This window comes from Mesorhizobium sp. WSM3873, from assembly GCF_001672445.1.
GTDB lineage: Bacteria > Pseudomonadota > Alphaproteobacteria > Rhizobiales > Rhizobiaceae > Mesorhizobium.
Genome location: NZ_LYTM01000015.1, coordinates 74225 through 94118, shown reverse-complemented (window position 1 = coordinate 94118; position 19894 = coordinate 74225). Strand labels below are relative to the sequence as shown.

Sequence of the window (19894 nt, the reverse complement as noted above, 5' to 3'; positions counted from 1 at the left end):
TTCGGCTAATCTCCCGGGCATGTGACCTGCCGAGCTCGCGCCACAGACCATCACAGCGCGCGCAGCCAGACCTTGTTGTCGTGGAGGGCAGCACCGCCATAGGGCGCCGGGGCGTCGGCACCGGTCAGCACGTTGATGCCTTCGCCGCGCTCATGGGCACTGTTCGGCCAGATGCCTTCCGCAATCACCACGCCGCGCTTCACGCCGTCGAAGAACCTGGCATGCAGCACCACGTTGCCGCGCCGGTTGCCGATCTCAACGCGGCCGCCGTCCTCGATGCCAAGCGCCGCGGCATCTTCCGGGTGCAGCAAAAGCTCCGGCCTGCCTTCCTTGGCTTTCGACACCGGCGTCTCGGCAAAACTGGAATTGAGGAAGTTGCGCGCCGGCGAAGTTGCCAGCCGGAACGGATGCTCTTCGTCCGCGACCTCGATCAGCTCGACATGGTCGGGGAATTGGGGCAGACGCTCGACCGGTCCGAACAAGCCCATGCTCTTCGGCGGCCGGTTGGGCGCCGACTGCCCGGTCCAATTGGGCCGGAAGTGGAATTTCTTGTCGGCATGGCCGAAGCCGTTGATGAAATGCGCGTCGTCGAAATCGGGTTGCAGGTCGACCCACTTCTGTTCCTTCAGGCTGTCGAAGCTGCCTAGCCCGCGCTTGCCGAGGATGATGTCGATATGTTCCTTCTCGGTCAGGCCAAAGCCCGGCCGGTCGCCGACGCCCAGCCGTTTGCCGAGTTCTTCATTGACGTAGTGGTTGGTGCGCGGCCCCTCCGGCGGTTCGATCAGCTTGGGGCCGAGCGTGATGTGCTGGTTGCCGCCACCCTTGTAGATGTCGTCATGTTCCAGAAACATCGTCGCCGGCAGCACGACGTCGGCGAGCTTGGCCGTATCGGTCATGAACTGCTCGTGCACGCAGGTGAACAGGTCCTCCCGCAGGAAACCCTTTCTGACCAGCCGCTGCTCGGGCGCGACGTTGGCGGGATTGGTGTTCTGGATCAGCATCGCCGTCACCGGCGGGCCGCCGTAAAGCGCATCCTCGGCACCGGTCAGCACCGGGCCGATGCGCGAATGATCGAGATAGCGCACCTTCGGGTCGCGCATCGCGGTGCCTTCGAGCACGTCCTGGTTCAGCTTGAAGATCCCGGAATTGGAGTGAAAGGCGCCGCCGCCCTCATATTGCCAGGCGCCGGTAACCGCAGCGATGCATGAGGCGGCATGCATGTTGACCGAGCCGTTGCGCTGGCGCGCAAAACCGTAGCCGAGGCGGAAGTAGGTCTTCTTCGTTGTGCCGACCAGATGCGCGAAGGTCTCGATCTCGGTGACTGTCAGACCCGTGATTGCCGCCGCCCATTCGGGCGTGCGCGTCCTCAGATGTTCTTCCAGCCCGCGCGGATCGTCGGTGTATTTTTCCAGATAGGCGCGGTCGGCCATGCCGTCGCGAAACAAGATATGCATGACCGCGCAAGCCAGCGCGCCGTCGGTGCCGGGTTTTAACACCAGGCCGAGATCGGCCTGCTTCATGGTGGCGTTGTCGTAGATGTCAATAACGACGATCTTGGCGCCGCGCTCTTTTCGCGCCTTGGTCGCATGGGTCATGACATTGACCTGGGTGACCACGGCATTGGTGCCCCAGATCACCACGCAGTCGGACTTCGCCATCTCGCGCGGATCGGGGCCGCGCAGAGCGCCCGCCCCCATCATCCAGCCGGTCCAGGCGAGATTCGTGCAGATCGAGCCGAAGAAGCCCGAATATCTCTTCGCGTGCCGCAGCCGCTCGATACCGTCGCGCTGCACCAACCCCATCGTGCCGGCGTAAAAATAGGGCCAGACCGTCTCCGAGCCGTATTTCTCTTCGGCCGCGATGAACTTCTCCGCGACGAGGTCAAGCGCCGCTTCCCAACTGGCTTCCTTCCAGGCACCCTCACCCTTTGCGCCCGCGCGCACCAGCGGCTTCAGCAGCCGGTCGGGGTGATGGACGCGGTCCGCATATCGCGCGACCTTGGCGCAAACGACTCCTGCCGTGTAGCTGTTCGCTTTCGCGCCGTGGACGCGGCCGATGCGGTTATTGTCGAGCAGCTCGACCTCGAGCGCGCAGGTGGAAGGACAGTCATGCGGACAGGCCGAATGGCCGATCCCGAGCTTGGCGTGCTGGTTCATGCGAGGCTGTGTAGCGGGTTTTGCAGGAGAGGTGTAGGGCCAGATGGGGCTCCTCCTTCTCCCCTTGTGGGAGAAGGTGGCCGAGCGAAGCTCGGTCGGATGAGGGGTGTTGGAAGGATCGCTACGACAAAGAAATGGGCGATCGAAGCAGCCTGTTCTTCGGCGCCTCACTCCGTCCAACACCCCTCATCGGTCTCGGCGCCTCGCGCCGATCCACCTCCTCCCACAAGGGGAGAAGGGGAAGCCGCCCTACTCCGCGATCCCCTCCTCATATTCCGCCGACATCGTCAGCCACTTGTCCTCGTTTAGGGCAAGTGTGTGGGCAAGCTGCGAGCGCTCCTTGGCCAGCCGCGTCGCGGTCGAGGGGTCTTTCTCGTAAATCGCCGGGTTGGCGAGCTCGTCCTCGATCAGGTCGATGCGCTTGCGGATGCGGTCCATCAGCGCCTCGGTGGCGCGGATCTCCTTGGCTAGAGGCTCGAGCGCCGAGCGCCGGGCGGCGGCCTCGCGGCGACGGTCGGCCTTGGATGCCTTGTCCGCCTCCTTCTGCTCGCGACGATTTGAGGAAACGCCGGTGACCAGCGTTTTATAATCCTCCAGGTCGCCGTCATAAGGATTGACCGCGCCGTCCTTGACCAACCACAGCCGGTCCGCCGTCGCCTCCAGAAGATGCCGGTCGTGCGAGATGAGGATCACCGCGCCTGAAAAATCGTTGAGCGCATGGATCAGTGACTCGCGGCTGTCGATGTCGAGGTGGTTGGTGGGCTCGTCGAGGATGAAGAGGTTCGGCCCGTCGAAGGCCGAGAGTCCCATCAGGAGACGCGCCTTCTCGCCGCCGGACAGGTCCTTGGCCGCGGTGTTCATCTTCTCGGTCGAGAGCCCGAACTGCGCGACGCGGGCGCGCACCTTGGCTTCCGGCGCATCCGGCATCAGCCGGCGCACATGCTCATAGGCGCTTTCCTCGGGACGCAGATCGTCGAGCTGGTGCTGTGCGAAGATCGCCACCTTCAGGCCCGGCGCCACCGTCATTGTGCCGGTCTCGGCTTTGAGGCGGCCGGCGAGCATCTTGGCGAAGGTCGATTTGCCGTTGCCGTTGGCTCCGAGCAGCGCGATGCGGTCGTCGGCATCGATGCGCAGCGTCATCTTCTTCAGCACCGGATCGCCCTCGGTGTAGCCAACATTGACGCCGTTGAGCGCCACGATCGGCGAAGCCACCGTCTTCACCGGCTCGGGAAAGGAGAACGGCCGCACCGTGTCGTTCACCACCGCGGCGATCGGCTTCATCTTCTCCAGCGCCTTCAGCCGCGATTGCGCCTGCCTGGCCTTCGAGGCCTTGGCGCGAAAACGCTCGACGAAGGATTCCATATGCTTGCGCTGCGCTTCCTGCTTGACGCGGCTCTTTTCCTGCAGCTCGCGCTGCTCGGTGAGCTGGCGCTCGAACTGGTCGTAGCCGCCGCGCCAGAAGGTCAGCTTCTTTTGGTCGAGATGGACGATCGAATTGACCGCGCGGTTGAGCAGGTCGCGATCGTGCGAGATGAGCAAAACCGTGTGCGGATACTTTGCGACATAGTTCTCGAGCCAGAGCGTGCCTTCGAGGTCGAGATAGTTGGTCGGCTCGTCGAGCAACAGAAGATCGGGTTCGGAGAACAGCACGGCGGCCAAGGCCACACGCATGCGCCAGCCGCCGGAGAAGGACGAAGCCGGGCGCTTCTGCGCCGCATCGTCGAAGCCGAGGCCGGCAAGGATGGTGGCGGCGCGGGATTCGGCCGAATGCGCATCGATGTCGGCGAGCCGCGTGTGGATTTCCGCGATGCGGTGCGGATCGGTCGCGGTCTTCTCCTCTTCCAGCAAGGCCTGCCGCTCGACATCGGCTTTCAGCACGATGTCGATCAGCGGCTCCTCGGTGCCCGGCGCTTCCTGTGCGACCTGGCCGATGCGGGTGTTTTTCGGCAGGCTGATCGAGCCGGTCTCGGAGGGGAAATCGCCGGTGATTGCCTTGAACAGTGTCGTCTTGCCGGTGCCATTGCGGCCGACGAGACCGGCCTTGGTGCCGGCCGGCAGGGTCAGCGAGGCATGATCGAGAAGCAGGCGCCCCGCCATGCGCAGCGAGAGATCGTTGATGATAAGCATGGGCGGGCTTTTGCACCGGACGTCGGCGCTTCGCAAGAGCCAGGCCTGGAGGACGGCTCGCCGTGGTTCCGGGCGCCGGTCCCGAGCCCGACCAGGGAACCAGTTGCCGGCCGAAGCGTTGTGAGCCCCGTGATCCGCTATTTCGCCCTCGCCTTCATCTTCTTCCAGGTCGCCACGACCGCCGCGCTGGCGACACAAGTGGTGCTGTTTGAGGGCGAGACGGCTGCAGTGCTCCCCTTAACCGGCCCGGCAAGCGCGGCGCCGACGCTGCCAGTCTCCGCCCAAGTGGGGGAGATGACCGGCAGGCCAGAGGCGGACGCGACGAAGCACCTGCTGATCCAAATTTATCCTGGAAAACAATCCCAGACGTCGCCTACGCAATGACCGATAGGCCGGCGGCGCAGCGCCGCTCTGGGCCGCCGCGCGTCGAAAGCTTTTGGCCCAGGCTTGATGCTTTCTGAAAATTGACTTCAGTTTTTGTCGTGACGCTGCGAATTTGGAATTGCGCTGTGAGTCGCGCGTAAGCGCCAAGAATGATCAAGAAGAACAACAACAATAACTTGGCTTGTTTAGGAGCTCACGATGGACGGGGCGGCAAACGATCCGCGCATGGTGAGATATGTGGCGGAGATCACGCGCAGGCTGGCGAAGATGCTTTCAAGCACGCGCTATCAAATGCTTGTCTATTTTCTGGAAATGACCGCCGTCGAGGCGGACAGCCTCGCGGCCGACCAGGATCGAGGCACCGGGGCGGGCAAGCTGCCGCGCAATTGAAGGCGGCCCGAGCGGGTCCGGCTTTGACAGGTGCTGACGCTGAATACCGCTCCTCCCGCGATTCCGGAAAACCGCTGCGCGGTTATCCCGGAACCGCCTTGACCATGCGCCTTTTCAGCCGCCGACGATGCCGTCCAGGACCGCGAGGCATCTCAGCCGTCGCGCAGCGACGACCGGCCGGTCGTCATGCTCGACGATGGCGCGCTCGAAATTGTCGAGCGCGGTACGCAGATCGATGGCCGGCAGGTCCAATGAAAACAGGACGCGCCGCGCCTTGACCCCCTCGCCGGCAACGGCGCAAGACTGGATGGCCACCCTGCGACGCAACGCGTCGAGCGCGGCAAAGCGGTCGGCCGACGGCGTGGCGCCGTCCGTTGCGGGCAGCATGACCTTCGGCTCAGGCCTTGGCTTTGCGCTTGCCCCTGCCGGAATCCGCGGCCGGCTTGCGGCCCAGGCCGGAAGACTTGGCGAGCGCCGAGCGAGTGGCCGAATAACTGGGCGCCACCATGGGATAGTCCGCCGGCAGGCCCCATTTCGCGCGATATTCGTCCGGCGTCAGCCCATGGTCGGTCGACAGGTGCCGCTTCAGCGACTTGAACTTCTTGCCGTCCTCGAGGCAGACGATGTAGTCGGGGAATACCGAACGCTTCGGATTGACGGCCGGCGTCTGCGGCGCGCTTTCCTTCACCGGGGCGCCGCCGGCGAGCTTGCGCACCGAAGCGCTGACGCTGGCGATCAGATCAGGCAAGCCGGATGCCGGAAGCGGGTTGTTGCCCACATAGGCCGAAACAATGTCGGCGGTCAGCTCGATTGCAGTCTTGTCGTCGATATTGGACAATTTTTTCACCTTCTGCTGGCTCTCAAATGACCAGCTGTTTTTAAGACTTTAGTCTAGGTATCTTGTTGGACCTGTCCCCCAACGGACGTCCAGAGTCAGTAAACGTACGAGGCTCAATACCGAAGGTATGTTTTCACCGCGGGCCGCGACCGCGCAAGTTAGGAATTCTAATACCTACAACAAACACTTTACAGCACCGAAGCTCTACACGGGCGAGTAAATGACGCAACAGCACTTCAATTTCTACGAGTAATTCCTGCAAAAATTGGAATTCCGGACGGAAAGCCAATAATTGCGAGCAGCGCTGGCTCTCCGATCATCGATCATGCCCGATTCGTTAGTGCAAGTCGCTTATTTCGCGGCAGCGCCGCGCCGGAGATCGGTCGGGCCGTCGGCCAGAATCTCCAGCACGCGTTTCCAGCGGGCGCAGCGGCCGAAATCCTTCTGCTCGATGGCCTTCTCAGCCTTCATGGCGGCATAGAGCTGCGCCTCGGCGCCGAATTCCTTGACCAGCCAATGCGCCTCCTGTCTGGCCCGGCGTTCGTCGTCGTCAAGCCCGCTCCCTGGCATCTTTCCTGGTACGATCCCTGGCATGGTCTTCAGCCCTCCGGACGTTCGATGCCGACAGCAATGCAACTGCCGATGACAAGGACGGCGCCAGCCATGGCCGTCATCGACAGGCTTTCGCCCGACAGCGCCAGCAGAAGCGTGGAAGCGATCGGCGTGAGATACGCCACGACCGCGAGCCGCCCATCCTGATCGAGGCCGAGCGCGCGCGACCAGAAATAATAGCCGAGCCCCATCGGCCCGGCGCCGAGATAGAGTCCGAGCAGCAGGTCCAAGCCGCCCAGGGCGGCGACGCCGTCATGCAGACACCATGCGAAGGTCAGCGCCACGCCGATCAGCGCCGAAGGCAGCAGAAGCCGATCCGGCGGCACGGCAAGGCGGCCGACGGCAAGCGAGTAGAAGGCCATGCAAAGTGCCGAGCCGAAGGCGGCGCAATACCCGGCGGGGCTGCCCGCGAACCAGGCACGCGCGTCTCCGCCGGAGATCACCAGCGCGACGCCGGCGAAGCCAAGCGCGGCGGTCAGTCCAAGCAGCATTGGCCGTCTCGGACGGCCGAGCACGATGACCGCGGCGGCGACCATCAGCGGCCAGGTGTAGGCAACGAGATTGGCCTCGATGACCGGCATCGAGGCGAAGGCGATGTATTGCAGCACCATGGTGCCGACCAGGCCGATGAAGCCGACGGCGCAGGCGAGCACGGTACTCCCCTTCTCCCCTTGTGGGAGAAGCTGGATCGGCGCAGAGCCCCGAGACGGATGAGGGATGTTGGAAGAAACTCCTGCGTCGGCGATCCGTCCCGCCCCCTTGATCCGATCTCGCTTGGCGAGGCCACTGCCCGGGCGCGAGCCACGGGTCTCGCCCCCTCCTTCGGACTTCACAAGGGGAGAAGGGAAGAACCTGATCAGCGCAAAGACCAGCGCGGCGCCTGAGAACTGCAGGAACTGCACCTCCGATACCGGGTGATTGGCAAGCAGCGTCTTGCCGACCAAAGCGTTGGTTGCCCAGAGCGCCACGGCGCCGAAGGCAAAGGCCAGCGCCACCGGGGGAGCGGCGCTGGAACGGTCCTTCCGCCTTCCGGCGGTGACCGGGCCCAGGCTTAGCGATGCTGAAGGCGGCTGGCGACCGGCCGGATCGTCAGCCACTACCACGATTCCCTGGCTCCGCCGGAGACCGGATCGACAGCCGGCTTCGGCACGGGATGTTCTTCGGCATGGCGGCGATAGGCCGGCAGCTGGTTCGTCCAGACGTCCTCGGCGAGTTCGTTCACCCAGCCGCGGTCCTGGTCGTTGTCGGCGGCGAGGTAGAACATGCGGTTGTCGTCGACATAGGGCTTCGCCACCGAACGCTGGTTGAGCACCAGGGTGACGCGCGAGCCGAGCTGGATCGGCGCGGTGCGATGGAGCACGCCGAGGAACTGGCCGAGCGTGGCGTAATTCATCTTGTGGTCGATGCGCATGACCCTGTTGCGCGGCAGGTCGCTGCCGGATTCGAGGATGGCACGCCCCGTCTCGGAATCGTCGCAATAGATTTCAAGATGGCCGCCGATCAGAGGATCGCTGATCGAGAGCGGAATGAGTTCCGTCACCGGAACGCCATCGCAGTGCCAGTCGACGGCGCCGTCCTTGGGGTTCATGAAGGTGACGGTCGAGCCGACGATAGACAGCGGATAGGGTTCGAGCTTGGTGCCCATCATGTCGGACAGCCGTTCCAGCCGCAGCTTGTCGTTGAGCAGTTCCTTGATCTCGGGAATGTAGCGGTCGGCGCCGGTGATGAAGGTGAGGTCGAGATGCTTGTGCACGGCGTGGCTGGCCTTGAGCTTGAGCGCCGCCTCCTCGATCGCGGCGAGCAGTTGCGGGTCGTAGCCGTGAAGATACTGGGCGACGCCGAAGCTCGACACTTTCCACGCCGTATCATGACCGATGATGGCTTCACGGCTCATCGCATAGCGCAGTTCGGGGATTGTATGGGCGTTCATTCTACTTCTCCAAGGTCGGGGCAACACTTGGTAAACAGTCGATTGAGCACCCTCCCCTGTAAATTTAGGAATGCTGGTGCTACTTTAAGCATAGCTAAAGGTCGAACCCCGTGCGTCTGCTCAGCCAGGTCAACTTAAACTCGCTGAAAATCGTGGAGAGCGCCGCCAGGCACCGCAACTTCACGCGCGCGGGCGAAGAGCAGTTCATCACCGCCTCCGCCGTCAGCCAGCGGGTGAAGAGCCTGGAGGACCAGCTGCGCTTCAAGATCTTCCAGCGCGGCGGCAACGCGGTGTCGCTGACGCCGGAAGGCGAGACCTACGTGGCGCGCGTGCGCGAGGCGCTGGAGCGGATCGTGGCTGCCAGCATGGAGGCGACCGGCCAATCCCAGGCGCATGTGCTGAAGATCTGCGTCTTGCCGACCTTCGCGGCGCGCTGGCTGTTTCCGCGGCTTTCCACCTTCCAGCGGCAGTATCCGGATATCGAGATGCGGGTCTCGACTTCCTATGCCACGCATGAATTCGCCACCTCCGAATACGATCTCGAGATCCGCTACGGCGATGGCAATTTCCCCGGCCTCAACTCCGCGCTGCTGTTCAAGGAGGACCTGACGCCGGTGTGCAGCCGCAAGCTGTTCCGCGAGGTGCTTGGCGACAAGCCGCTGTCCAAGGTGACGCCGGAGGACCTCAGGCACTTCACCCTGCTCCACTCCGACACCTGCACCCAGAACTGGCAGTCGTGGCTGGCTTTTGCCGGCGCGAGTTTCGTGCTTGGCGAGACCAAGAGCATCTATTTCGATTCCTGCATGATGTCCTACGAGGCGGCCAATGCCGGCATGGGCTTTGCCGTCGCCAACCGCGCCTATATGGCAAGCGACATCCGAGCCGAGCGGCTGGTGGCCCCCTTCGCGGTCCACCATCCCAACACCGCCGGCTGGTATTTCGTCAGCCCCATCAAGGCGCTCGGCGCCCGCAAGGTGGAGCTGTTCAAGCAGTGGATCATGGCCGAAGCGGCGCTGACGCAGCGCCAGCTGGACCTGGAGATCGCCAACGTGCCGCTGGCGCGCGCCGCGATGGCGTGACGCGCAAGCGACGCAAACACACCCCTGAGATTCTCCGATCTTTGAAGGCCGACAAAGCGTTTGGACGAATACCTGTAGCCGGCTAGCGCGATCGCCCCATGACGCGGCGGAGAGACTCAGCTATCTTTGATCCTGCGGCGGGCCTGATTTTCCCGCTTGGCCGGCGCTTTCCAGCTTCCTCCCAAGCAGCGCCGGCCTTCTTCTGCGGCGGCGCCGCTTCGCCTCCCGACAACACCGTCCGCTTTCATTGCTTCGGTGGCGTGCCGGGCTGGTCGCCGCCGGTGGTCGATTGCGGCACCGGGTTCTTGTCGACCTGCGGGTTTTTGTCGACAGTGTCGCTCGGCGCCTTGGTGGGCTGCACGCTGTTGTCGCAGGCGGCGAGCGCGAGCCCTGCCGCGAGTGCCAGCAGCACAGGAAGTTTCATCATGACGACCTCCTCTCGTTCGCCCCTTTCTTCGAAGCAAACGAGGCGGCGGCGGTTTGGTTGCGCCGTCCGGCGGGAACCAACGCGGCTGTCTCCGGTTGAACGTCGATAACTCACGAGGAGATGTCATGATCCGTCTGCTGCTCGTCGGCCTATTCGGCTACACGGCCTATCGCGTCACGATGAGGATCATCGAGGAGGCGTCCGGCGAGCTCGCGCCGCCGGACGGTCGGCGGTCGCTGCGGCGCCAGTCCGCGGCGATGGGTGTCGAGCCGAAAAGATAGATCGGCCAATCTCCCGCTTGTTGGGAAGATGGCCGGCCTATCCAGCACATGCCGGCGCGTGCATCGTCCCCTCTGCCCTGCCGGGCATCGCCCCCCACTTGGGCGCCTGTCGGGAGATCAGCTGTATTGCGAACAAAGCGGAAACGATGCTTGATGGGCGATGAACATCGCCGCCCGTGATTCGTCCTTCGAAACTCCTGCCTATCTTGCCCGGCTGAACGACGAGCAGCGGCTGGCGGTGGTGCATGGCGACGGCAAGGTGGCCGCGCCGCTGCTGGTGATCGCCGGCGCCGGCTCCGGCAAGACCAGCACGCTGGCGCATCGCGTGGCGCACCTCATCGTCAAGGGCGCCGATCCGCGCCGCATCCTTTTGATGACCTTTTCGCGCCGCGCCGCGGCTGAAATGGCGAAGCGCGTCGAGCGCATCGCCGGCGAGGTGCTGGGCCGCGATGCCGCGATCATAGCCGATGCGCTCTCCTGGGCCGGCACTTTCCACGGTATCGGCGCCAGACTCTTGCGCGACTATGCCGAGCAGATCGGCCTCGATCCGGCTTTCACCATCCACGATCGCGAGGATTCGGCCGACCTGATGAACCTTGCCCGGCACGAGCTCGGTTTTTCCAAGACCGAAAGCCGCTTCCCGACCAAAGCCACCTGCCTGCAGATCTATTCGCGGGCGGTGAACGCGCAGGCGCCGCTCGGCGAGGTGCTGGGCTCGGCCTTTCCCTGGTGCTCAGGATGGGCGGAACAGCTGAAGGAGCTGTTCGCGGCTTATGTCGAGGCCAAGCAGGCGCAGAACGTGCTCGATTACGACGACCTTTTGCTCTACTGGGCGCAGATGGCGGCCGAGCCAGAGATCGCCGCTCACCTTGGCTCCCGCTTCGACCACGTGCTGGTCGACGAATACCAGGACACCAACCGGCTGCAGGCCTCTATTCTGTTGGCGCTGAAGCCGGACGGCGCGGGCTTGACCGTGGTGGGCGATGACGCACAGTCGATATATTCCTTCCGGGCCGCGGAAGTGCGCAACATTCTCGATTTCCCAAAACAGTACGCGCAAGGCGCCGAGATCGTCATGCTGGAGCGCAATTACCGCTCGACCGAGCCGATCCTGGCCGCCGCCAATAAAGTAATCGGCGAGGCAAGCGAGCGTTTCACCAAGAATCTCTGGACCGAACGCCGGTCGTCGCACAAGCCGCAACTGGTAAGCGTGCGCGACGAGGCTGAGCAGGCCAATTATGTCTGCCAGGCGATCCTTGCCGAGCGCGAGGCCGGCACGGCGCTCAAGGCGCAAGCCGTGCTCTTCCGCGCCTCGCATCACAGCGGGCCGCTGGAGGTGGAGCTCACGCGGCGCAACATCCCCTTCGTAAAATTCGGCGGGCTGAAATTCCTCGACGCGGCGCACGTGAAAGACATGCTTGCGATGCTGCGCTTTGCCGAGAACCCGCGCGACAGGGTCGCCGGCTTCCGGGTGCTGCAGTTGATGCCCGGCATCGGGCCTTCGGCCGCCTCGCAGATCGTCGAGGCGATGGCGACGTCGCTCGACGAGACGCTGGGCCTTGCGCGCTTCCGGCCGCCGCAGCGCGCGGCCGCAGACTGGCCGGTTTTTCTCGACATCTACAGCGGACTGCGCGCCGGCGCCAAATGGCCGGCCGACCTCGAGCGGATCAGGCTCTGGTACGAGCCGCATCTGGAGCGTATCCACGAGGACGCCATCACGCGCCGGGCCGACCTGTTGCAGCTCGAGCAGATCGCGTCGGGCTATCCCTCGCGCGAGCGTTTCCTGACCGAGCTGACGCTCGACCCGCCCGACGCCACCAGCGACCAGGCCGGCCCGCCGCATCGCGACGAGGATTACCTGATCCTGTCCACGATCCATTCGGCCAAGGGCCAGGAGTGGAAGAACGTCTTCGTGCTCAACACGGTCGACGGCTGCATCCCGGCCGATCTCGGCGTCGGCACCAAGGAGGATATCGAGGAGGAGCGGCGGCTGCTCTATGTGGCGATGACGCGCGCCAAGGACAGCCTGCACCTGGTGGTGCCGCAGCGCTTTTATCCGCACAACCAGCCGGCGCGCGGCGACCGTCACGTCTATGCCTCGCGCACCCGCTTCATCCCGGCTTCGATGCTTTCGGCTTTCGAACAGTCATCCTGGGCGAGCGCGGCGATCACGGACGACCCGCGCCAAAAGCCGGGCGTTAAGGTCGATCTCGGCGCGCGCATGCGCGGCATGTGGAAATAGGCGCCTACCCAAAGGCGGGGACGACGCTCCACTCAACCAGAACCACTGGTGAGGGCGCTCCGTTTCCTGCAGCGCGGGTTCGTTCAGTGGAAGGTGCCGGCGGCCTCGCCGGATAGCCTGCTGCGCGGGCTTTCGAAGCTCACCTGGTCGCGTCCGTTCGACTTCGCCTTGTAGAGATGCCTGTCCGCGACTTGAAACATGTGGTGATAGGTGGTGGGCCCGCTGAAGGCGACGCCGCCAATGCTGACCGAAAGCGGGCACGGCTGCCCGCCTGGAGCGAACTCGGCCTCGCGGATACGCAGCCTGATCGACTCGGCGACCAGGAAGGAGCGCGTCGCGTCGGCGCCCGGAAGGAAGACCGCGAATTCCTCGCCGCCGATGCGTCCGACGATGTCGGCGCCGTGGAGCTGGCTCCGGATCGTGCTCGCGATCAGCTTCAGCGCCTGATCGCCGCAATCGTGGCCGAGCCGGTCGTTGATCGACTTGAAATGGTCGGCATCGACGATCAGCAGCGCGCCGGCTTCGGCCACCGCATGGCTGCGAGCCTTGTCGAGATAGGCCTCGACCAGCATCGAGAAAGCGCCGCGGTTGAAGACCGCCGTCAGGCTGTCGGTCGCGGCAATGATGCTGAGCTCCTTCTGGGCGATGGCCAGCTGGCGCATCTTCCACATCAGGAAGAACAGGAAGGAGCCGCCAAGGATGAGCGGCAGGAACAGGTCGGTGAGCTTGGCCCAGAGCAGCGCTTCGGGTGACAGCGAGGGAAAGTTGAAGGAATCGACAAAGAAGGCCGCGGCAATGAAGAATGCCGTGCCGGCAACGGTAACCAGCGCGACCCTGCCCCAACTGGTGGGGGACAAATCGATGCGCATGGCATTGCTCCCACTACAACTGGCCTATTGTGGAGCGCGAGCGCAAACGAAGTCCTAATATATTGGCTTCAATGGGAATGTGGTTAACCAGGCGTCGAGCGCGCCGCACCGCGATACCAGCTGAAGAAGGCCCGCCGACGCAGCGGCGGGCTTTGCGATTGGCCGGAGGCGCTCGTCAGCGCGCCGTCAACGACGCGAAATCATCAGGCAGAGCGCCCTCAGATCACGATCATAGGTGCCCTCGCTGCTGAGCACATCGACGCAGCGCTTCTTCATCCGCGACAACTGGCTGCTCGACATCTGGGCGACGGCGGAGGACAGGTTCGTCGTTCCCGGCGGCGTCGCGCCGACGGTTCCAGGAACGGTGGCGCCCGCGCCGAGGGCGACGCCAGCGCCGCTCGTGCCGCCCGTCGTCACGTTGAGCGTGCTATTGGTGCCGTTGCCCAAAGTCGCATTGGCTCCAGCCCCGTTGGTGCCGCCGATCGATGCCGTTGCGGTGGAACTGCTGCCGCCGATGGTGGCGGTTCCGGTGCCGCCGCTTGCGCCGCCGATCGAAGCCCTGGCGCTGGTGTTGCTGCCGCCGAAGGATGCATTTGCGTCAGCCCCATTTGGGCCGCCCGCATTGGCGTCGGCGCTATTGCTGCCTACGGATGCGCCGCCGAGGCCACCGAGCCCGACGCTCTGGGCGTTCGCCGGCATGGCAAGAGCAACGACGATTGCACCACTCGCCAATGTGCTGGCGAATCTTTTTACGATACTGGCCATGACACTCTCCATGTGGTTTGTATTTCCGCCTTGCATCATTTGTCGCGCTTTTCTAGCGCGCGTAGCTTTTGAGACAGAAATACGCCGAGAGTGCCCTTTCGGTTTCTTTAGCTATTGCGCATATGACGAATCCTAGTTTTCAAAAACGATACTTCTGCTTTAAAAATATAGACGAAATTGAAGTGTTTTTTAGTTTTCCGGAATTGGCCAACCGGAATCCCGCAAGCTTCAGGCGTAGGCGCGGCCTTCTTCGGAGCGCTGGAACTGCATCAGGTCAAGCGGCACCGAGGGCCTGCCGAGGACGGTAAGGCACATATGCGCCTGGCCGCGATGGTGGGTCTGGTGATTGAAGAGATGGCTGAGCGCCGGCGCCAGCCGCTGCGAAACGGTGCGCATGTCAGTGGTCATATAGGAAAATCGCCCGGTGAGCGCCTTATCGGTCATGCCGTCCATCCAGTCGACGATCCTCCTGTCCTCGGCCTCGCGTGCCAGGCGCAAGCCCGGGAAGGCGCGATAGAGGATCGTCGCAAGGTTTGAGGGCGCGTCCCCCTCGCCGGTAAAGCGCTTCATCCAGACGCGGTCGGTGACGAGCAGGTGATTGAGCGTGCCCAGCATCGAGCCGAAGAAGGCGCCGACATCGCGGCCGAGTTCCTCTTCGCTGAGATCGGCGGCGGCATCATAGATGCGCGTGTTGGCCCATTGATTGTAGGCCGCAAACATCATGAAATGCTGTTTCATTCTTCCACCCGGCTCGCAACGAATCCCGGCTCTTCGTAACCCGCAGGAACCGTAATGACCATTCTGTTCTATGATCTCGTCGGCCACGACGCAAAACGCCCCTTCAGTCCGCATTGCTGGAAGACGAAGATGGCGCTGGCCCACAAAGGGCTCGATGCCACCAAGGTGCCGACGCGCTTCCTGGAAGTCCCCAAGGTGGAAGGCGGCGTGTCGAAGACGGTGCCGGTGATCCGCGACGGCGAGCGCGTGGTGGCCGATTCGTTTGCCATCGCACTCTATCTCGACGAAGCCTACCCCGAGCGGCCGACGTTGTTCGGCGGCGAAGGCGGCAAGGCGACGGCGCGCTTCATCGAACGCTGGTCGCAGCTCACCATCCATCCTTACCTCATGACGGTGCTGCTGACCGATCTGCACAGCATGCAGGACGAGGCGAACCGCGCCTATTTCCGCGAGAGCCGCGAGCAGCGGCTCGGCAAGCGGCTCGAAGAGGTGGTGGCCGGCCGCGACACGGGGCTTGTCGGCTTTCGTGCCTCGCTCGAGCCGCTGCGCTCGATGCTCAGCTACCAGCCTTTCATCGGCGGGACATCGCCGCTGTTTGCCGATTACATCGTGTTCGGGGCGCTGCAATGGGCGCGCGTCGCCTCGCCCTACCAGCTGCTCGAGACGGGCGACGGCGTTGCCGAATGGTTCGAACGCTGCCTCGACCTGCATGGCGGAATCGGCCGGCAGGTCGCCGCGGCGGCCTAAGGCGCTAATCTTCCTCTTGTGGGAAGATGTCGCCGAAGGTGACAGAGTGGGCGCCTCAACAGCTGCGGTGCCTACTTGCGAGAGAAGAAGTCGGCGTTTCACGCGCGGCGCCCCGCTCTGGCCTGCCGGCCATCTCCCCCTCAAGGCGGGAATTTTCCGGCTTCATCGTTTTCGACCAGCCTGACGCAGATCGGATCGCCCCCTCCCATGCGGGCGCATTGCCATTCCGGGCCGAAGCCGAAATTCTGCTGTCCGGTTTGTGGAAAGAACAGCAGGACCAAGACGATCACGGCAAGGACCACGGCCATCAAGAAAATGCCGGCGATATCGTCGCGTTTGAGGTAGAGCCGGTTCATCGCCTCCTGCTCCGCTGCCGCGGCGCTCCGGACTGCACGCGAAGCGCGCTCTCAGCCGTCTAATTATCCCGCAAACGGCCGGCCTTGACCAGAAGCCGCCTCCCCTTGGCAAGCCGCCAAGCGGCTTGTATAGAGCCCGCCACTCCAATTTCCATTCCCAGAACAAGGACGACCCAATGGCGATCGAACGCACCTTCTCCATGATCAAGCCGGATGCCACCAAGCGCAATCTGACCGGCGCCATCACCAAGATGCTGGAAGACGCGGGCCTCAGCGTCGTCGCGTCGCGTCGCGTATGGATGAGCCGCCGCGAGGCCGAAGGCTTCTACGCCGTCCACAAGGATCGTCCTTTCTTCGGCGAGCTGGTCGAATTCATGTCGTCGGGCCCGACCGTCGTGCAGGTTCTGGAAGGGGACAACGCCATTGCCAAGAACCGCGAAGTGATGGGCGCCACCAACCCGGCCAATGCGGCCGAGGGCACCATCCGCAAGGTGCATGCGCTGTCGATCGGCGAAAATTCGGTGCACGGCTCGGACGCGCCGGAGACCGCCGCGCAGGAGATCAGGTACTGGTTCTCCGACACCGAGATCGTCGGCTGAGACGCTTCGGTCCTGGCAATGAAGGCGGCTCTCGGGCCGCCTTTTTGTTGGAGCGGGCGGCCGGGCAGGCTTTAGGAACGGGCGATTGCCCGCGGCAGCGCCGGAGGCCTCCGAGCCGGCGAGAAGTGCCATGCTCTCCTCCCTGATCACCTGGTGATCGGCAAGCGGTTGAACCTGGCCGCCATGAGATGGCCGAGCCAGGCCGACGCAAGCGACAGCACCACCACACTGACAAGATAGGTCGCCGCAAGGCCGAGGTCGCCCTCGAGAAGCAGAATGAAGGTGTCGAGGCTCATCGACGAAAAAGTGGTGAGACCGCCGCAGAAGCCGCCGGTCACGAACTGGCGGCCGGCCGGGCCGATCATCAGGCGTCCATCCGGCCGGGTCAGCGTGGAAAAGAACATGATGACCCAGGAGCCGACGACGTTGACGAACGCCGTTGCAAGCAGCGCGCTCCAGCCCAGCAGGGAGACGACGACGTAGCCGCACAGGAAGCGCGCCAGCGAACCGATGGCCGCGCCGCAGCCCACCGCCAGATAAAGCCGCATGGCTGTCTGTCTATCGTTTCCAAGCATAGGCCCTACCCTGCCATCCGCTCGACGGTCCAAAAGCCAAAGGCGACGGCAAGCACGCAGAGCGCCGCCGAGGCGACGACGTTGAGAGCGGCGAGCCGCCTCTCGTCGTCGAGCGCGAGGTTCAGCGTCTGTAGGCAGAAGGACGAAACCGTGGTGTAGCCGCCGAACAGACCGACCACGATCAGGTCGCGCACGAGTTCGGCGGAAAAGATGCCGCCGAGCGACCGCGCCGCGCCGGCGAAGGCGCCGATGGCGAGCGCGCCGGAGACGTTGACCACCAGCGTGCCCCAGGGAAAGGTCTCGCCGACGCTGCGGCCGACAAGGCCCGACAGGAAGAAGCGGGAAATACCGCCGAGGAAGCCGCCGATCAGGACCAGGGCGCAGGCCGCAAGGCTCATCGCTTCATTGCCTTTCCACAAAGCGATTCCTCGCGGGAATCGCGCCATCAAGACAGGCATGTGCGAGCGGAAAAAACAAATCCTGCCGCGCGAAAGCACGCCTGGCAGGAGTCATCAGCCCGAATGCGAAAAGCTCGGGCGGTTTCGGGGGAACCCCATCCCCATTTGACGAGGGAAACTAGGTGGTCGCGGGTTCGCGGTCAATCGGGGCCACTATGGTTGCGCCGCGTTCCTTTCGCGCCTCCTTAACATTTGCCGAATCCGTTATTGTGGCGGACGCGGTGGCGGACGAGAGGCCGGAACTCCCGAGGCGGCCGCTGACGCAGAAGCAGCCGCGATCCCTCGTCTCTATGCGTTTCCGGCGTGTCGGGAATCTTGCGAACCAAGCCAGGTTACGACGTGACCTTCTTCAGCACGATGGTCTGTGGCTTGCCGTCCAGCGGATCGACCTGGTGGCGAGTGTCGGTGACGAAGATCAGCCGGTCATCGACCGTTATGCGGGCCTGCAGAGCGTAGGTCCTGCCGGGCTGGATCGCCTTGGGATCGAAGCCGATCTCGAATTTGATCGGCACCTGGCCGGCCAGGACGATCTTGCGCTGGCCGAGGAGCGTCGCCGGCGCGTCGGCCAGCGAGATGTCGGCGAGCTCGACCGAAAGCACGGCATTGGGCGGCAGCGCGATGCGCTCGCGATAGGTCACCTCGCCGGCAATCGTCTTTTCGGCGGCACTGGTGAACTCCGGCACGGCAAGCACGCCGACCACCAGCGGCACAAGGCCGAAGATGAAAAATTCCGCGATCCTGTCCAGCATAAGATTGCTCCCGCCCAGCAAATCAAACCGATTTGCAAGGTCGGGAAGGATTGCGGTCGTTCGATGGCCTTGGGGAGGAAATTTCGCCGGCTTGTCCCTCAGGCGGATTGCCAACCGAAATTGCGAAGAGCAGTTCGGGGCGACCCTCTTCTCCCCAAGGGGAGAAGGTGCTGCGAAGCGCGCCAGATGGGGCGATCGCCAAGGCAATGCCGTCCTGGCTTACCTGTCCGAGGTCTTCCAACGATCCGCGGCTTCGTCGTCGGCTTCCTTGGCCTCGACCCAGCCGCCTTCGGAGCCGTCGGCACGGTGCTCCTTCTTCCAGAAGGGCGCACGCGACTTCAGGTAATCCATCAGGAAATTCGCCGCCTCGAAGGCCGCCTGGCGATGCGCGGAGGCCGCGACCACCAGCACGATGTTTTCGCCCGGCGTGATTTTTCCATGGCGGTGTACGACGGTGAGCCCCTGCAGCGGCCAACGCCCGATGGCCTCAGTGGCGATGCGGCCGATCTCGACCTCGGCCATGCCGGGATAGTGCTCGAGTTCGAGGGCGGCGAGCGCGCCCTGCTCGTCACGGCAGAGACCGGAGAAGGTGACTACGGCGCCGATATCGGCATGGCCCTCGGTCAGCGCGGCAATCTCGGCGGCGACGTCGAAATCCTCGCGCTGGACGCGGATGGCCGGCACGACCGTGCTCGCCATCTCAGCCCCCGGTCATCGGCGGAAACAGCGCGATCTCGAGCGCGCCCGCGATTTTCTCGCGATGGCCGACATGTTCCTGGTTGATGGCGACGCGAATGACGTCCGGATATTGCAGCGCGTTTTCGTATTCCTCGCCGCGCGACTTCAGCCAGCGCAACAGGTCGGCGACGGTCTCGACGCCGGCGGGCAGCTCGACATGCTCTTCCGGCTTGCCGATCCGCTCGCGCACCCAGGCGAAATAGATGAGCTTGGTCGACATCTCACTCGTCCATGATGTGTTTCAGGCCGGCGCGGAAATAGTCGTAGCCGGTGTAGAGGGTGACAAGTGCCGCGATCCACAAGAGCACCAGGCCGATTTGGGTGGTCAGCGGGAAGATCTTGTCGCCGGCCGGGCCGACGAGCAGGAAGGCGATGGCGACCATCTGGATGGTCGTCTTCCATTTGGCGAGCTGCGTCACCGGCACCGAGACCTTCAGCGCCGCCAGATATTCGCGCAGGCCCGAGACAAGAATCTCGCGGCACAGGATGATGATCGCCGCCCAGAGCGACCAACCGGCAATGCCGGCATGGCGATCGGTGTCGGCGGCGAGCAAGAGCAGGCAGGTGGCGACCAGGAGCTTGTCGGCGATCGGGTCCAGCATCTTGCCGATGTTGGAGGTCTGCTGCCAGGCGCGCGCGAAATAGCCGTCGAAATAGTCGGTGACGGAGGCGAGCAGGAAGATGGCGAGCGCCGACCAGCGGGCGAAGTCGGAGGACTTCAGATGGCCTTCGAGAAAAAAGCACAGCACCACCAGCGGCACCGCGATGATGCGGGCGTAGGTGAGGATGTTCGGCAGGTTGAAAGCGCGCTGGGCCATATCTGATCGGGATCTC

At 63.9% G+C, this 19894-nt stretch carries 25 protein-coding genes and 1 riboswitch; of the genes, 7 read left to right on the top strand and 18 right to left on the bottom strand.

What is annotated here, in order from left to right:
- Positions 1-50 precede the first annotated feature (50 nt).
- Both A9K71_RS13270 and A9K71_RS13265 read right to left on the bottom strand, forming a co-directional pair.
- On the bottom strand, positions 51-2156 hold the full coding sequence (locus tag A9K71_RS13270) for a molybdopterin oxidoreductase family protein (protein ID WP_066995837.1): 2106 nt from the start codon (positions 2154-2156) through the stop codon (positions 51-53).
- 249 nt (positions 2157-2405) lie between these two features.
- Positions 2406-4283, bottom strand: coding sequence for an ABC-F family ATP-binding cassette domain-containing protein (locus A9K71_RS13265; protein ID WP_066995834.1), 1878 nt, complete (start codon positions 4281-4283; stop codon positions 2406-2408).
- A 129-nt stretch (positions 4284-4412) separates the two neighbouring features.
- Here A9K71_RS13265 and A9K71_RS13260 point away from each other — a divergent pair, with 129 nt between their 5' ends.
- Both A9K71_RS13260 and A9K71_RS13255 read left to right on the top strand, forming a co-directional pair.
- Positions 4413-4667, top strand: a complete 255-nt coding sequence (locus tag A9K71_RS13260; RefSeq protein ID WP_095830257.1) for a hypothetical protein — start codon at positions 4413-4415, stop codon at positions 4665-4667.
- A gap of 198 nt (positions 4668-4865) precedes the next feature.
- Positions 4866-5057 (top strand): hypothetical protein, encoded by a 192-nt coding sequence (locus A9K71_RS13255; protein ID WP_066995828.1) that lies wholly within the window; start codon positions 4866-4868, stop codon positions 5055-5057.
- 114 nt (positions 5058-5171) lie between these two features.
- On the opposite strand, the gene A9K71_RS13250 is transcribed toward A9K71_RS13255, so the two are convergent.
- From A9K71_RS13250 to A9K71_RS32060, 5 genes are all read right to left on the bottom strand, one after another.
- The gene (locus A9K71_RS13250; protein WP_066995825.1) at positions 5172-5444 is read right to left on the bottom strand and encodes a hypothetical protein; all 273 of its coding nucleotides are present in this window, start codon (positions 5442-5444) and stop codon (positions 5172-5174) included.
- A 10-nt stretch (positions 5445-5454) separates the two neighbouring features.
- The gene (locus A9K71_RS13245) at positions 5455-5895 is read right to left on the bottom strand and encodes a MucR family transcriptional regulator (protein WP_066995912.1); all 441 of its coding nucleotides are present in this window, start codon (positions 5893-5895) and stop codon (positions 5455-5457) included.
- Between the two features lie 351 nt (positions 5896-6246).
- A complete protein-coding gene (locus A9K71_RS13240) occupies positions 6247-6489 on the bottom strand; it encodes a hypothetical protein (protein ID WP_245299618.1) in 243 nt (80 codons plus the stop codon).
- A gap of 5 nt (positions 6490-6494) precedes the next feature.
- Entirely contained in the window at positions 6495-7556 is a 1062-nt protein-coding gene (locus tag A9K71_RS32550) for an EamA family transporter (RefSeq protein ID WP_245299619.1), read from the bottom strand.
- Between the two features lie 47 nt (positions 7557-7603).
- Positions 7604-8437, bottom strand: coding sequence for a hypothetical protein (locus A9K71_RS32060; protein ID WP_066995820.1), 834 nt, complete (start codon positions 8435-8437; stop codon positions 7604-7606).
- A 110-nt stretch (positions 8438-8547) separates the two neighbouring features.
- On the opposite strand from A9K71_RS32060, the gene A9K71_RS13225 reads away from it, so the two are divergent.
- On the top strand, positions 8548-9516 hold the full coding sequence (locus tag A9K71_RS13225; protein ID WP_066995818.1) for a LysR substrate-binding domain-containing protein: 969 nt from the start codon (positions 8548-8550) through the stop codon (positions 9514-9516).
- Positions 9517-9760: 244 nt separating this feature from the next.
- Here A9K71_RS13225 and A9K71_RS13220 read toward each other — a convergent pair whose 3' ends face one another.
- Positions 9761-9943, bottom strand: coding sequence for a hypothetical protein (locus tag A9K71_RS13220; RefSeq protein ID WP_066995816.1), 183 nt, complete (start codon positions 9941-9943; stop codon positions 9761-9763).
- A gap of 125 nt (positions 9944-10068) precedes the next feature.
- On the opposite strand from A9K71_RS13220, the gene A9K71_RS32055 reads away from it, so the two are divergent.
- Both A9K71_RS32055 and A9K71_RS13215 read left to right on the top strand, forming a co-directional pair.
- Positions 10069-10224: a hypothetical protein gene (locus tag A9K71_RS32055; protein WP_082980499.1), complete on the top strand. Its 156-nt coding sequence runs from the start codon at positions 10069-10071 to the stop codon at positions 10222-10224.
- 160 nt (positions 10225-10384) lie between these two features.
- Entirely contained in the window at positions 10385-12466 is a 2082-nt protein-coding gene (locus A9K71_RS13215) for an ATP-dependent helicase (protein ID WP_066995814.1), read from the top strand.
- A gap of 83 nt (positions 12467-12549) precedes the next feature.
- Here A9K71_RS13215 and A9K71_RS13210 read toward each other — a convergent pair whose 3' ends face one another.
- From A9K71_RS13210 to A9K71_RS13200, 3 genes are all read right to left on the bottom strand, one after another.
- A complete protein-coding gene (locus tag A9K71_RS13210; RefSeq protein WP_066995812.1) occupies positions 12550-13335 on the bottom strand; it encodes a GGDEF domain-containing protein in 786 nt (261 codons plus the stop codon).
- A 186-nt stretch (positions 13336-13521) separates the two neighbouring features.
- On the bottom strand, positions 13522-14139 hold the full coding sequence (locus A9K71_RS13205) for a hypothetical protein (RefSeq protein ID WP_245299617.1): 618 nt from the start codon (positions 14137-14139) through the stop codon (positions 13522-13524).
- Between the two features lie 189 nt (positions 14140-14328).
- Positions 14329-14838, bottom strand: coding sequence for a DinB family protein (locus A9K71_RS13200; RefSeq protein WP_066995808.1), 510 nt, complete (start codon positions 14836-14838; stop codon positions 14329-14331).
- A 54-nt stretch (positions 14839-14892) separates the two neighbouring features.
- Here A9K71_RS13200 and A9K71_RS13195 point away from each other — a divergent pair, with 54 nt between their 5' ends.
- Positions 14893-15585 carry a glutathione S-transferase family protein gene (locus A9K71_RS13195; RefSeq protein ID WP_066995806.1) on the top strand — a complete coding sequence of 231 codons (693 nt, stop codon included), beginning with the start codon at positions 14893-14895 and terminating at the stop codon, positions 15583-15585.
- 140 nt (positions 15586-15725) lie between these two features.
- Here the strand turns inward: A9K71_RS13195 and A9K71_RS13190 are convergent, their stop codons facing one another.
- Complete coding sequence (locus tag A9K71_RS13190; RefSeq protein WP_066995804.1) at positions 15726-15941, bottom strand: hypothetical protein; 216 nt, start codon at positions 15939-15941, stop codon at positions 15726-15728.
- Positions 15942-16117: 176 nt separating this feature from the next.
- Here A9K71_RS13190 and ndk point away from each other — a divergent pair, with 176 nt between their 5' ends.
- Positions 16118-16540, top strand: coding sequence for a nucleoside-diphosphate kinase (gene ndk / locus A9K71_RS13185; protein WP_066995802.1), 423 nt, complete (start codon positions 16118-16120; stop codon positions 16538-16540).
- 146 nt (positions 16541-16686) lie between these two features.
- Here the strand turns inward: ndk and crcB (A9K71_RS13180) are convergent, their stop codons facing one another.
- The 6 genes from crcB (A9K71_RS13180) to pgsA all read right to left on the bottom strand — a co-directional run bounded on the left by crcB (A9K71_RS13180) (position 16687) and on the right by pgsA (position 19878).
- Entirely contained in the window at positions 16687-17088 is a 402-nt protein-coding gene (crcB, locus tag A9K71_RS13180; RefSeq protein WP_245299616.1) for a fluoride efflux transporter CrcB, read from the bottom strand.
- A gap of 32 nt (positions 17089-17120) precedes the next feature.
- On the bottom strand, positions 17121-17513 hold the full coding sequence (gene crcB, locus A9K71_RS13175; RefSeq protein ID WP_066995797.1) for a fluoride efflux transporter CrcB: 393 nt from the start codon (positions 17511-17513) through the stop codon (positions 17121-17123).
- A 98-nt stretch (positions 17514-17611) separates the two neighbouring features.
- A riboswitch (Fluoride riboswitch) is annotated at positions 17612-17685 on the bottom strand.
- Between the two features lie 220 nt (positions 17686-17905).
- On the bottom strand, positions 17906-18322 hold the full coding sequence (locus A9K71_RS13170; protein ID WP_082980498.1) for a YbaY family lipoprotein: 417 nt from the start codon (positions 18320-18322) through the stop codon (positions 17906-17908).
- A 219-nt stretch (positions 18323-18541) separates the two neighbouring features.
- Entirely contained in the window at positions 18542-19021 is a 480-nt protein-coding gene (locus tag A9K71_RS13165; RefSeq protein WP_066995795.1) for a molybdenum cofactor biosynthesis protein MoaE, read from the bottom strand.
- 1 nt (position 19022) lies between these two features.
- Positions 19023-19280, bottom strand: a complete 258-nt coding sequence (moaD, locus tag A9K71_RS13160) for a molybdopterin converting factor subunit 1 (RefSeq protein WP_066995792.1) — start codon at positions 19278-19280, stop codon at positions 19023-19025.
- A 1-nt stretch (position 19281) separates the two neighbouring features.
- The gene (gene pgsA, locus A9K71_RS13155; RefSeq protein WP_066995790.1) at positions 19282-19878 is read right to left on the bottom strand and encodes a CDP-diacylglycerol--glycerol-3-phosphate 3-phosphatidyltransferase; all 597 of its coding nucleotides are present in this window, start codon (positions 19876-19878) and stop codon (positions 19282-19284) included.
- Positions 19879-19894: the final 16 nt, after the last annotated feature.